Source organism: Methylomonas koyamae (assembly GCF_019669905.1).
Taxonomy (GTDB): Bacteria; Pseudomonadota; Gammaproteobacteria; order Methylococcales; family Methylomonadaceae; genus Methylomonas; species Methylomonas koyamae.
Window position 1 is genome coordinate 4,438,686 of sequence record NZ_AP019777.1, and the last position, 12,661, is coordinate 4,451,346.

Annotated in this window: 12 protein-coding genes; 4 read left to right on the forward strand and 8 right to left on the reverse strand. The window is 59.7% G+C overall.

Going from position 1 to position 12,661, the window contains the following annotated elements:
* Positions 1-103: 103 nt before the first annotated feature.
* The 5 genes from MKFW12EY_RS20015 to MKFW12EY_RS20035 form a co-directional block, all read right to left on the reverse strand.
* A complete protein-coding gene (locus MKFW12EY_RS20015; protein WP_054763181.1) occupies positions 104-2,728 on the reverse strand; it encodes a sensor domain-containing protein in 2,625 nt (874 codons plus the stop codon).
* Positions 2,721-3,179 (reverse strand): hydrogenase maturation protease, encoded by a 459-nt coding sequence (locus tag MKFW12EY_RS20020; protein ID WP_221053643.1) that lies wholly within the window; start codon positions 3,177-3,179, stop codon positions 2,721-2,723. The genes MKFW12EY_RS20015 and MKFW12EY_RS20020 overlap by 8 nt, the downstream gene beginning before the upstream one ends.
* Positions 3,180-3,197: 18 nt before the next feature.
* Positions 3,198-4,715: a nickel-dependent hydrogenase large subunit gene (locus MKFW12EY_RS20025; protein ID WP_221053644.1), complete on the reverse strand. Its 1,518-nt coding sequence runs from the start codon at positions 4,713-4,715 to the stop codon at positions 3,198-3,200.
* Complete coding sequence (locus MKFW12EY_RS20030) at positions 4,715-5,656, reverse strand: NADH-quinone oxidoreductase subunit B family protein (protein ID WP_054763452.1); 942 nt, start codon at positions 5,654-5,656, stop codon at positions 4,715-4,717. Before MKFW12EY_RS20030 ends, MKFW12EY_RS20025 begins: the two co-directional genes overlap by 1 nt.
* Before the next feature lie 231 nt (positions 5,657-5,887).
* On the reverse strand, positions 5,888-6,505 hold the full coding sequence (locus MKFW12EY_RS20035; RefSeq protein WP_054763451.1) for a hypothetical protein: 618 nt from the start codon (positions 6,503-6,505) through the stop codon (positions 5,888-5,890).
* A 165-nt stretch (positions 6,506-6,670) separates the two neighbouring features.
* Here MKFW12EY_RS20035 and ribF point away from each other — a divergent pair, with 165 nt between their 5' ends.
* The 3 genes from ribF to MKFW12EY_RS20050 are packed head-to-tail and all read left to right on the forward strand — an operon-like array spanning position 6,671 to position 8,687.
* Positions 6,671-7,597 carry a bifunctional riboflavin kinase/FAD synthetase gene (gene ribF, locus MKFW12EY_RS20040; RefSeq protein ID WP_064022994.1) on the forward strand — a complete coding sequence of 309 codons (927 nt, stop codon included), beginning with the start codon at positions 6,671-6,673 and terminating at the stop codon, positions 7,595-7,597.
* An 11-nt stretch (positions 7,598-7,608) separates the two neighbouring features.
* Entirely contained in the window at positions 7,609-7,827 is a 219-nt protein-coding gene (locus MKFW12EY_RS20045) for a DUF1289 domain-containing protein (RefSeq protein WP_054763453.1), read from the forward strand.
* Positions 7,824-8,687, forward strand: coding sequence for an HDOD domain-containing protein (locus MKFW12EY_RS20050; RefSeq protein ID WP_064022996.1), 864 nt, complete (start codon positions 7,824-7,826; stop codon positions 8,685-8,687). Before MKFW12EY_RS20045 ends, MKFW12EY_RS20050 begins: the two co-directional genes overlap by 4 nt.
* Here the strand turns inward: MKFW12EY_RS20050 and MKFW12EY_RS20055 are convergent.
* Together MKFW12EY_RS20055 and MKFW12EY_RS20060 are read right to left on the reverse strand one after the other, a co-directional pair.
* The gene (locus MKFW12EY_RS20055) at positions 8,684-10,159 is read right to left on the reverse strand and encodes an MATE family efflux transporter (protein ID WP_054763448.1); all 1,476 of its coding nucleotides are present in this window, start codon (positions 10,157-10,159) and stop codon (positions 8,684-8,686) included. The genes MKFW12EY_RS20050 and MKFW12EY_RS20055 overlap by 4 nt on opposite strands.
* 55 nt (positions 10,160-10,214) lie before the next feature.
* Complete coding sequence (locus tag MKFW12EY_RS20060; protein WP_064022998.1) at positions 10,215-10,802, reverse strand: TetR/AcrR family transcriptional regulator; 588 nt, start codon at positions 10,800-10,802, stop codon at positions 10,215-10,217.
* A 108-nt stretch (positions 10,803-10,910) separates the two neighbouring features.
* Between MKFW12EY_RS20060 and MKFW12EY_RS20065 the strand changes: the two genes are divergently transcribed.
* Positions 10,911-11,561, forward strand: a complete 651-nt coding sequence (locus MKFW12EY_RS20065; protein WP_054761061.1) for a glutathione S-transferase family protein — start codon at positions 10,911-10,913, stop codon at positions 11,559-11,561.
* 453 nt (positions 11,562-12,014) lie between these two features.
* On the opposite strand, the gene sodB is transcribed toward MKFW12EY_RS20065, so the two are convergent.
* Positions 12,015-12,596, reverse strand: coding sequence for a superoxide dismutase [Fe] (gene sodB / locus MKFW12EY_RS20070; protein WP_054761057.1), 582 nt, complete (start codon positions 12,594-12,596; stop codon positions 12,015-12,017).
* Between the last annotated feature and the right edge of the window lie 65 nt (positions 12,597-12,661).

Genomic DNA, 12,661 nt, shown 5'->3' on the forward strand with positions numbered 1-12,661 from the left:
GGCTCTTTTTGGCCGTTTCGCCACATCCTATCGAAAGCCATTCCCGGTTCGAATTCCTATCCGGCAATTGACGGTTGCGTCGGCCGCACCGCCGCCATCGCGCTCAAACGAATATCAAGCCGCCGAAACTCGCCGCATCCAGCGGCCGGCTGAAGTAATAGCCTTGCACCTCGTCGCAGGCCAGTTCCCGCAAAAATGCCAGTTGTTCGGCGGTTTCGACGCCTTCCGCCAATACGGTCAGCCGCAGGCTGTGGCCCAGGGCCAGTATCGAGCGGGTGATGGCGCTATCGTTGGCGTCTTGCGGAATGTCCATGACAAAGGACCGGTCGATTTTCAATTTGTCGACCGGCAAGCGTTTCAAATAGCTCAACGACGACTGGCCGGTACCGAAATCGTCGATAGCCAGCGTCAGGCCGAGGTCGCGCAGGGCTTCCATGACCTGAATATTGCGCTCGGCCTGGCGCATGATGTAGGTCTCGGTTATTTCCAGCTCCAGATGCTGCGGTGCCAGGCCGGTTTCCGCCAAAATCCGCCCGACCGCAGCCAACACGTCGCTACGCTCGATCTGCGCTCCAGACAGATTGACCGCCATCCGCTGAAAGCCTTTGCCGGCTTCCGCCCAAATCCTGGCCTGGCGGCAGGCCGTGCGCAACACCCATTCGCCGATCGGTACGATCAAACCGGAATCTTCGGCGATTGCGATGAATTTGTCCGGCGGTATCATGCCTCTGTCCGGATGGCGCCAGCGCAGCAACGCCTCGGCTCCGATCAAGCGGCCGTCCGCCAGCGAATACTGGGGTTGGTAGTGGACTTGCAATTCGCCCCGGTTCAGCGCCTCGCGCAATTCGCCCTCCAAAAACAGGCGCTCCCTGGCCCGCTCGGTCAAGTGCGCTTCGAAAAACTGAAAATTGCCGCGGCCACGTTCTTTGGCTTGGTACATCGCCAGATCGGCGTGCTTGATCAGCGTCGTGTAATCCTCGCCGTCGTCGGGATAAAGGCTGATACCGATCGAAGTGCCGATTTCCAGCTTATGTCCTTGTACCTGAAACGGCCAGGCCAAGGCCTGCAAAATCTTGGCGGCGACTTTTTCGGTATCGCTGATGCTGGGATGGCTTTCCAGCAGGATGATGAACTCGTCGCCGCCCAGGCGCGCCACAGTGTCGCCCTGGCGCAAGCTGTCCTTCAAGCGTTGCCCGGCCATCCGCAGCAGTTCGTCGCCGACCGGATGCCCTAGGCTGTCGTTGACGTGTTTGAACCGGTCCAGGTCCAGAAACAGCAAGGCCAGCGTTTGCCGGTCGCGCCGGGCCCGTTCCAGACTGTGCTCGCAACGTTCTTGAAAATGCTGCCGGTTCGGCAGATCGGTCAAGGCGTCGTAATACGCCAGATAATGGATGTGTTCGGCGCTTTGTTTTTGCTCGCTCAGATCGTAAAACACGCTGATATAGCAAATCACCCGGCCCTCGCTGTCGCGCACCGACGATATGTTCTGCCACAGCGGAATCAGTTCGCCGTCCTTGCGCCGGTCCCAGATCTCGCCTTGCCATTTGCCCTCGCGTTTCAGCGAGCTCCATAACTCCTGGTAGAAGCGTTTGCCGTGGTGGCCGGACTTGAACAGATTGGGCTTGCGGCCGACCACCTCGTCCGGCTTGTAGCCCATCACCTCGCTGAACACCCGGTTGACTTTCAAAATATGGGCCTTGGCGTCGGTGATCAAAATCGCGTTCAGGCTGTTGTCGAACACACTGGCAGCCAAGCGCAGTTGTTCGTCAACAATGTGTTGCTCGGTAATGTCCTGCACCGTGCCGACCGAACGCAGCGGTCGGCCGTCGGCCGCGTAATAATTCTGCGAGCGCTCGTGCACCCATTTGATGCTGCCGTCGGCGAATTGCAGGCGGTGTTGGATATCGTAAGGCTGGCTGTTGGCGAGCGAAGCTTGGTAGGCGCGATCGACCTGCTCCCGGTCCTCCGGATGCACCAACGCCAGAAACGCTTGGTAGCTGTGCGGCGGCTCGGTCCGGGTCAATTCGAAAATCCGGTAGACCTGCTCGGACCAGGTCAGGCGGCCGCTGGCCAAATCCAGCTCCCAATGGCCCAATTGGGCGATGTGCTGGGCCTCTTTCAACAGGCTTTCGCTGCGGCGCAAGCGCTCCTGCTGTTGCTTCAACACCGTGATATCGGTGGCGCAGATCACGGCGCCTTCTTCCTTACCCTGCGGGTTATGCTGCACGCTGCCCTTGAGCCAATAATGCCGGTAACGCCCGTCGCGGCCGCGCAAACGGTGCTCGGCCGCATAATCGCCCCGGCAGCGCACCGTCTCGAATAACGGCGAATGCACCGGCCAAGGCAGGCTACCCAGCTCTGCGGCCAGGCTTTGGCGTTCCGCCGGATGCAGCCAAGCATCGGCAACGGCCGGTTCCGGCTCCGCGCCTACAGCAGCCAGTTCCTGCGCACATTGCTGATTGATCCGAAGTAAGCGCCCGTCCGGGCCGAGTACGATCATCAAGGCGCCGGTGCTGTCCATCACCCGTTGGATGAAATTGCTTTGGCTCTGGTAACGCTGGTTGGCTTCGCGTAACGCATTGCCGTGCGATTCCAGCGCCCGCAGCATCTCGTCGGTACGCTCGGCATCCCGGCTCATTTGCCGTTCCAACGCGGCGTTGGCCAGGCGCAAGGCTTCCACTTCGGTCCGCAACCGCGCCAGTTCCTGCTGCAATGCCGCTTCATTCATGGTGTTGCGGAGCGAAATAAACGCTGAGCAAAGCCACCGCGCGTTCCACGGCCGCGGCGACCGGTGCCGACAAGCCCGGCCGGAAAGGCTCCACGGCGGCGGCTTCGACGCCGACGATGCGCACCGTCGGCGCCGGTTCCGGCATTACCGCCAACGCCGCCAGCAGATAGCCGACACCGTGGCCGTGGCCGGCCGCCGCCGACTCCAGCGGAATGGCTTCCGCCGCCAGCTCCAACAACCTGCCGGGGTGGCCGGCCGGAGCCAGCGCATCGACGACGACGACCTCGGCGCAATCCCGGAACAGCGCCAGCGCGGCAAGGCCGGGCGTACCGGCATCGAACAGGCGCACGTCCGCCGCCAACGGCAACTGGGACAAGCGCTGGTAAACGGCCGGCCCGAAGCCGTCGTCGCCATGCAAGGGATTACCGAAACACAGAATGTGGCGCATCATCGCGGCAATAGGCGGGAATCAAGGCGCGAAACGCAACTTTTTTCCGCTGTCCAACATATGCACGGTACAGACCAGGCAGGGATCGTGCGAGCGGATGATATGGCCGATTTCTATCGGATCGTCGGGGTCCTGCACCGCCACGCCGACCAGACTCTGCTCCCAGTGGCCGGGCAGGCCGTTACTGTCGCGCGGCGACGCGTTCCAGGCGGTGGGGGTGACGATTTGGTATTGGGCGATGACGCCGTCTTCGATTTTCAGCCAGTGGCCCAACGCGCCGCGGGCAGCCATGATCAGGCCGAAACCTTCGCCGTCGATTTCGGCGGATTTGGCCGGATTCAGGATATGCGGCTGACCGATGTCGGCAGCCAATTCTTCCAACATGCGCCGGGCTCCCGCCAATTCGTAAGCGATGCGGCGCACTCTGGCGAACTGGCGCAGCCAGGCATTGCCGCCTTCCGCCGCATGCAGCGACCGAATCAGCGCATCGCCGCCGATCAGCAGTTCCGCCAGGGGCCCGGTCTGCACCGCCTTGTCGCCGTAGCGCGGCGCCTTGGCCCAGGTATAGCGGTCGCTGTTGGGCTGAAAATCCGGCACCGTTTCGCCGTTCAGCGGATGCCGGCCGCCCGGGTAAGGCCGAAACCAGGAGTGGCGCACGTGTTCGTTGACCAATTGCTGGTCGAAGGGGCTCAGCGTGGCACTGTCGCCGTCGTAGAAGCCGCCCGGCAGCAGCCGGCCCGACGCCTGCTGCGGATCGCACCACGCGCCGAAACTCAACATGTGCCGGGTCCCGGCCGCCATGCCGTGCAACCCGAGCGAGCGGGCGCAACGGCTCAACAAGCCGAGCGCACTATCGGCATGGGCCGGCGTTTCCAGCCATTCGAAATAGGCATCGGCACTGTCCAACGCCAACCATTCGTCGAGCGGCGCACCGACGATAACCTGTTCGTACCAATGCTGGATATCGTCCAACACCGCGCGGCAGGCCAAAATCCGCCGCAAATCGGGCGGTATCGTGACGCCGCCCGGCAGCATGTAGGAGGAATGCGGCCATTGCCCGCCGAATTGGGCGACGACCTCGACCGCCTTGCGGCTTTGGGCCAGAGTCTGCCGATAAATCGAGCCGCGGAACGGTTCGAAACGCTCGGTCAACTCGGCAAACCAGGCCTGGTCCCGGTAACGCGGATTGCAAAAATCCGGCGCGAAAAACAGAAAGGTCTGGCGCAGGTCGTTTTGTATGCCCTCGGCGATCAGGCACAGGTTGCGGATTCGCACCGCATTCGGCGGCACCGGCACCTGCCAGATTTGCTCCAGCGCCAGCACCGCCGAATAAAGATGCGCGGTACCGCAAATGCCGCAAACCCGCGGCGTGATCACCAAGCTGTCGCGCGGCGCCCGGCCCAGCATGATTTGTTCGAAACCGCGGTACAGCGTGCCGACGGTGCGGGCTTCCGCGACGACGCCGTCCTCCAACACCACGGCAATTTCCAGATCGCCTTCGACCCGGTTCAGACTCAGATTGAGCTCGACTCTAGCCATCAGACGTCCATCTCTTTATCGCGCACCCGAGCCGGCGCCGCGGCCCGCGCCAGATTTTTGTAGGCCATGTAGCGGGCGCGCTCGACTCCGAGCGGGAGCCGCACCGGAATATCGCCGATTTTCGGGGTACTGAACAAATCGGCTTCGCGCGGAAAGGTCGGCGACGTACAACCGAAGCACGGCACGCCGGCCCGGGTCTTGCTGCTGACGCCGTTCCACAGGTCGCTGTTGCAAACCGCTTGCGTCATCGGCCCCTGGCAACCCAAATTGAAAAACAGACAGGCGCGGCCGCCGGGCTCCAGTTCCTCGATGTCGTATTCGTGGTATTCGTTGCGGGTGCAGCCTTGATGGACGATGGTGTTGAAAAACGCCTGCGGCCGGTTCAAACCGTCCAACGGCAGCGGCCATCCGGCGGCCAGACCGGCCAGGGTTTGCGTCATCGTATGCGGATGGGCCGGGCAGCCGGCAACGTTGACTACCGGTAAACCGCGCCGGGAGCGCCATTCCGGCGGCAGCAAACCGCCCGGCCGGTCGCGGTCGAATTGCAGGCCGATACAGTCGCTGGGATTGGGCGCCGCCGCATGCACGCCGCCGAACGCGGCGCAGGTGCCCATCGCCACCACGACGCCGGCCTGTTGCGCCAATTCGCGCACCATCTCCATTTTCGCCCGGCCGCGGTAGCTGTCGTACAGTCCGGTACCGCGCGGCGCCGTGACGATACTGCCTTCCACACATAAAATATCCAGCGTTTGCTCGCCGCTGACGATGCGCTGGTAGATCGCATCGTGCTGGCTCATCGGCTGGTGGGATAGCGAGGGGTGCCAGAGGAGTTCGACGCCGTGGTCGGTCAACAACTGCTCCAAGCTCGGCGTTTCGGCCGACAAAATAGCCAAAGAATCGCCGCCGCAGGCGCCGGTCTGCAACCAGAATAATGTAGCCATCGTTCGCCTCCAGCCCGATTTCAAAGACCCATCTTAATAAATCGGGCATTTGAGCGCCAACGGAAACGCAACCCTCCGACGAGCGGGCCTACAAAAAGCGCTCGCGGCCTTGGCCGGCACTATCCGAACCTTGCCGGGGCCGCTATCGTGCTTAAGAATTTTGCCGGCGGTGACAAAACGCAGCGGCGCCCGCCGGAAAGACGGCTTAATTTGCCGGCATGGCTGCCGGCGCTAGCCCTTCAGGACCCAAGGAAAATAAGTCAGCACCAGTTCGGCGATGGTTTTGTTCAATTCGGTATTCTGGGCGTTGACGTATTCCACTTTCTCGTACAGTTTCAACGAGTCGCCAACCGCCGGCATACTGAATTCGCACATCGTAAACAGCGAATAACACCAGGCGTAAATCACCGGGATATTGGACTTCAGGTGTTTTTGGGTTTCTTCTTGCAGCCATTTAGCCTGACCGGTTTTGCTTTGCTGGGTATCGATGATATCGACCGTGATATCGGTAAACTCTTTCAGCGCCTTGGCCCTGACCCGGTTGTCCTCGTCGATATGCTCTTTGGCAAAAACGTTCAGCGTCATACCCTTTCTATCGACGATATTCGGGATGTCGCCGTGGCGCCCGGAAAACACTTTGAAATTTTTATGGCCTTGAGAGCGCAACAACGCAACAAGCGGCAGCCAGGAGTTTTCGCCGGTTATCGTCACCGACAGGTATAGCTGGCCGACCTGAACCCAGGGGCAATCTTCGTCTTTGACGTCACCCGATAACAGATTCTTACTGATCACGCTCGGCTTGGCGGTCGAGTTGTGGTTGTACAAGGTATTGGTCGGTTTGGTAGCCATACTGAGCCCCCGGAAATTGGTTAAGGTGGTCCAAGTCTAGCCGCAAGCCTCCGAAAAGCCAGCGCGGCGCAAACCGCTGCCGTTGCAGGCAGACAAGCGGCGCTAGCGAGATAGGCCGGCACCGGTGCATGCTGGTAGAATAGGCCTTTTGACTCGTTAGCGATCATGCGTCTAATCCGTGGGCTGAACCATCTCGACCCGTTGCGCAACGGCTGTGTCTTGACGATCGGCAATTTCGACGGCCTGCATTTGGGCCACCGCCTGGTGATCGAAAAACTGGCCGAGCACGGCCGCCGGCTGCAACTGCCGACCGTGGCGATGGTGTTCGAACCGCAACCGCTGGAATATTTTTTGGCCGACCACGCGCCTTCCCGCTTGACCCGCTTACGCGAGAAAGCCATCCAATTCGCCAAACTGCCGATCGACGAATTATTGGTGATGCCGTTCAAGCGTAGCCTGGCCGATTGCGACGCCGAGCAATTCATCGCCGACATCCTGGTCCGCCGGCTGAACGTCAAGCATTTGGTGGTCGGCGACGACTTCCATTTCGGCAAGGCCCGCCGCGGCAATTTCGCGTTATTGCAGCATCGCGGCGAAACGTACGGCTTTAGCGTGGAAGATAGCCATTCCTTCGAGCTGGCCGGGCTACGAGTCAGCAGCACCTTGATCCGCGACGCGCTGGGCGAAGGCGATCTGGCCCAGGCCAAACTAATGCTGGGCCGTGATTATTCGGTCTGCGGCCGGGTCGCCCACGGCGACAAGCGCGGCCGCGAGCTGGGTTTTCCAACCGCCAACGTGCGCATGCAACGCAAGAATACCCCCATCGTCGGCGTCTACGCAGTGACGATGACCGGACTGGACGGCAAGGAATACCAGGGCGTCGCCAACGTCGGCTCGCGGCCGACCGTGGACGGCGGCGCCAAAGTGGTACTGGAGACGCATTTGTTCAACTTCAATAAGGACATCTACGGCCATTACGTCGAAGTGCATTTCAAGCACAAGCTGCGCGACGAAATCCGCTTCGACTCGCTGGACGCACTGAAGCGGCAAATCGGCCTGGATGTGGCGCAAGCCCAGCGGTTTTTCGGATGAAGGCTGAGACGATGCTCGACAATACCCCCGTTCCGTCCCCTTGCGTCCGAAATTGCTGCCTGGACGACAGCGACATCTGTCTGGGCTGTTTCCGCTCGCTGGACGAGATCCGCAACTGGAGCAACGCCGATAACGCCAGCCGCGAGCAAATACTGCACCGGGCGGCAGCGCGGCGCCAATCCCGCCCCTCCCCGCTTTTTTTAACGAACAAGGACTCATCGCCGCAATGACAGAGGATGCCGAAGACGAACTGGTCCGCAAAGCTTTAAAAAACATCAAAATCCCGCCGGCGCCGCACGTTTTGGATAAGCTGCACAAGGAATTGCAGAAAGACGAGCCCGAGCTGGAGACGGTCGCCGAGATACTGGCGCAGGACATCGGCTTGTCGGCGCTGGTATTGCGCAGCGTCAATTCGCCGTATTTCGGCTTACGCACCAAAGCCGTGTCGATCCAACACGCCACCTCGCTATTCGGCCTGCGCAATATCGTCAATATCGTGGCCGGTCTGGCGTTGCGGCGGGTGTTCGAAGAGACAGAAGGCGCCAACCCGCCCAATTTTTGGGATTCGCCGCTGAACGTGGCGATGGCCGCGGCCGCGATAGCCCGCGCGGTGTTTTATTCGCGGCCTGACGAGGCCTACATGCTCGGCTTGTTCCATAACGCCGGCCACCCTTTGCTGACCCAGCACTTTGCCGGCTATGCCGAGTTCATGTCGCAACACATCAACGCGGCGGACCAGTCGATCTGCGCCGCCGAAGACCGCCAATACCAGGTCGAGCACGCCGTACTCGGTTATTACCTGGCCCGAGCCTGGGGCCTGGATAAACGCATCGCCAATGTGATCCGCGACCACCACCAGGTCAAGGAACGCTTCGCCGCACGCGACCGCGGCGACCCCAGCGAATTGAGCCTGCTGGCGATCCTGAAAATGGCCGAACATATCGATAAGTTGTTTTGGGGCTACCAGCCCGATTACGAATGGCTGGAAATCCAAGACCTGATCCTGAACTTCGTCGGCCTTAGCGAGCAAGACTTCGCCGAACTGCACCAGGACATCGCCGACAACGTCCTCGGCGGCTTGACCCGCTAGTTACGCCGCTTGCGCAGCACCGGCTGCAGATCCAGCCGGTAGGCTAGCGCCAGATAAATCAGCATGCCGAAACTGCCGCAGAGCCAGACGTCCCATCGATACTGCGCCACCGCGTAACGGTCGGCGAAATACAGGCTCAAACCCAACGCGAAGTAAAACCCGATCTTGGCCAGAGGATAGTCGACCGGATAGTAAATCCGGCCCAAGCCCCAGGACAGCAGTACCATAAACCCGTAGCAAACCAGCGTGGCCCAGGCGGCGCCGATATAGCCGTACTGCGGAATCAGCAGGATATTCAACGCCACGGTGACGCCGGCGCCGGCCAACGACACCCAGGCGCCCAGCCCGGTGCGGTCGCTGAGTTTGTACCAAACCGATAGATTGACGTAGATGCCGAGCAACAAATTCGCGATCAATAAAATCGGCACGACGACCAAGCCCTCGCGAAATTCGGCGCCGATAAAATATTTAAACAGGTCGATGAATAAGGCCACCAATAAAAAAATCGACACGCCGGCGATGACGAAATACTGCATCACCAACGCATAAGCACGTTTGGCGTCGGCCCGGCCGGCGTAAGAGAAGAAAAAAGGTTCGCCGGCATAGCGAAAGGCTTGCACGAACAGCGTCATCAGGATCGATAACTTGTAACAGGCGCCGTAGATGCCCAACTGCTGCAGATTGGTTTGCAGATCGTACGGCAACAGTTGCTTCAATATCGCCCGGTCCAACATCTCGTTGACCATACCGGCCAGACCGATCACGATCATCGGCAGCGAATAGCGCAGCACCGGCGCCAGCACCGCCCACTCCAGGCCGAACGGCACGGCACGGAATTGCGGCAACAACATCAGCAACTTAGCGGCACTGGCCGCCAGATTGGCGATAAAGATATAACCGACGCCGACTTGCGGGTCGTAGTACCCGGCAATCGCGCTATCCGGCCATAGTGCCGCGAGTTTCGGCCACAGCAGTAACAACAGCAAATTCAGGCCGATGGCGACCAAAATCTCGGCCATTTTAATCCCGGCAAAACGCCAAGCCCGGTTCTCGGCGCGCAGTTTGGCGAACGGCAAGGCCGACAACGCATCCAGCGCCAGTATCCAGGTAAACCAGACCGCATATTCCGGATGCTGCGGGTATTGCAACCAAGCCGCCAACGTCTCTTGCCAGTACCAGACGGCCCCGACCAAAGCCAAATTGGCGAGCAGCAACAGACTCAACGCATTGCGGTAAACCCGCTCGCCGTCGAACTCCGGCCGCTGCCGAAAGCGGAAATAGCCGGTCTCCAGCCCCAATACCAGCAACACCGCAAAAAATCCGGCATAGGCGTAAAACTCGGAGACGACGCCGTATTCGCCGGTGCCGAAGGTATAGGTGTAAAGCGGCACCAGCAGGTAATTCAGGAACCGGCCAACAATACTGCTCAGGCCGTAGACCGCGGTTTGGGAAACGAGTTGGCGTAAAGACATTGATCGATTGTGTCGACGAAGGCCGCGGCGCGGCCGGTGGGATTATTGTATGCGTTTAGGCCGGTTCGGCGGGACCGGACGGCGCACAGGCATGGCCGATCAAAACTTCGGCGGCCTCGCGGGCCGAGCGCATCGGCGCCGAGCCGCGCTGCATCTGCTCCCGCACCAGCGCGCCGGCAATCAGCATCGATAAATGCTTGGCCAGACTGTCGGGGTCGCGGGCGCCGGCCTCGGCGGCCAGCGTCGCCAACAAGCGGCGAAAGCCTTCGGAAAAATCGGCCGCCGCCTGCTGCACCGGGCTGCCGGCGTCGGCGAATTCGGCCGAGGCGTTGATGAACGGGCAACCGCGAAACGCCGGGCTGGCTTGCAGCCGTTCGAACACATCGAATACGGCCAGCAATTTCCGCCGCGGATCGGCGCCGGATTGGGCCAATTCCGCCTCGATGATGCCCTGCAACTTGACACGGCTCTTACTCAAATGCGCGACCACCAAATCATCCTTGGACGGAAAGTATTTATACAGGCTCATCTTGGTCGTGCCGGCGGCCTTGACGATGGCGTCGACGCCGGTGGCCTTAATCCCTTGGCTGTAAAACAGCTCCGAAGCGACGTCGAGGATATGTTGCTGAAGATTTCGGGCCATACGCGGATATTTGCAAAAACGGAGTTGAAACTATACCGACCGGTCTGTATTATTGCAACAGACTGACCGGTCTGTTTTAAAGCACTTTTACTTGATGGAGATAATTCGATGATCACTTTATACGGCATAGCAATCAGCAACTATTACAACAAAGTCAAACTGGCCTTGATGGAAAAGGAAATCGCCTTCGTCGAAGAAGCGGTGCGCCCGAGCCAAAACGAAGCGGTGTTGAAACGGTCGCCGCTGGGCAAAGTTCCGTTCATCAAAACCCCGGAAGGCTATTTGTCCGAATCGCAAGCGATATTGGAATACCTGGAAGACGCGTTTCCTGAACATTCGCTGTTTCCTGCCAACGCTTTCGAACGCGGTAAATGCCGCGAGTTTATCCAGCATATCGAACTGAACGTGGAGCTGATTGCCCGCCGCCTGTATGCCGAAGCGCTTTTCGGCGGCAGCGTGTCGCAAGAAACCAAGGACGAAGTCCGGCAAAAACTCGACACCGGTTTGACCGGCTTGGCCAAATTGTTGAAGCTGGCGCCTTACGCGCTGGGCGATTCGTTTACCGCCGCCGACGTCGTCGCCTGGCCGCATCTGCAACTGGTCGGTTTCGCCACCCAAAAAATTTACGGCGAAAACTTGGTTAACAGCCATATCCCCGGCATCGAAAGTTATATGCAACTGATCGAAAGCCGGCCTCATGCGCAAACCGTAGCCGCCGACCGCGCTACGGCGCTGGCAGCGTTTTTCGCCAACCAGTAACCGTTCCGCAGCCGCCGGACTCGAGCAATTCGAAGCCGGCGGCGTATGCCTTAGCGCGAATCTGGTGCGGAAATTGGCGTTTATTTTTCGCCGGATTGGCTATCTCGAATCGTGGCAAGACGGCTTCACCGTCGCGCTTATTCCCGCCGATGAAAAGGCGGGAGCCGCACGCCCTGAATTAAATCTTTCATTTACCGCTGCGTCTGCCCGTTCGTCGATATCAAACTGGTGGCACAACGCTTGTTGTTTTTGACCGAGAAAGCCCTGCGGCCGGACGATTTTTTACAGACCAGTTTGGAGAAAGTTTGGCTGAAGCGGTAAGCCGAAACCAGGACCGACGCTAGTCGTCCGGCTTGAGAAAGGTTATGGAAGGGAAATTTGGCTCCGGTAAACCGGGCTCGAGGGTCGACGCGGGCGGGCCTGTGAGGACGCCGGTCCGCGCCGGGTTAAAGCTTAGGCTTCGTAGTTGGCGCTGGCGAATTCCCAGTTAACCAAGGCCCAGAACGCTTCCAAGTATTTCGGGCGCAGGTTGCGGAAATCGATGTAATAGGCGTGCTCCCAAACGTCGCAGGTCAAAATCGGAGTTTTGCCGTCGGTCAATGGGCAACCGGCATTGCTGGTGCTGACCAGTTCCAGACCGCCCTTGTCGTTTTTCACCAGCCATGCCCAGCCTGAACCGAACGTGGTGACGGCGCATTTGGTGAATTCTTCTTTGAATTTCTCGAACGAACCGAAGCTTCTTTCGATCGCGTTTGCCAAGCCGCCGGTAGGTTCGCCGCCGCCGTTGGGAGACAGGCAGTTCCAGTAGAAAGTGTGGTTCCAGACTTGCGCTGCGTTGTTAAACACGCCGCCAGACGATTTTTTGACGATTTCTTCCAGAGACAAACCTTCGAACTCGGTACCCGGAACCAGATTGTTCAGGTTGGTCACGTAGGTTTGGTGGTGTTTGCCGTAGTGGTATTCGATGGTTTCGGCGGAAATGTGCGGCGCCAAAGCATCTTTGGCGTACGGTAATGCAGGTAATTCAAAACTCATCTTTAATTCTCCAGATTGATTGAACAGCAGCAGTGACTAGGTGCGGACCGGGTCCAACCTAATTA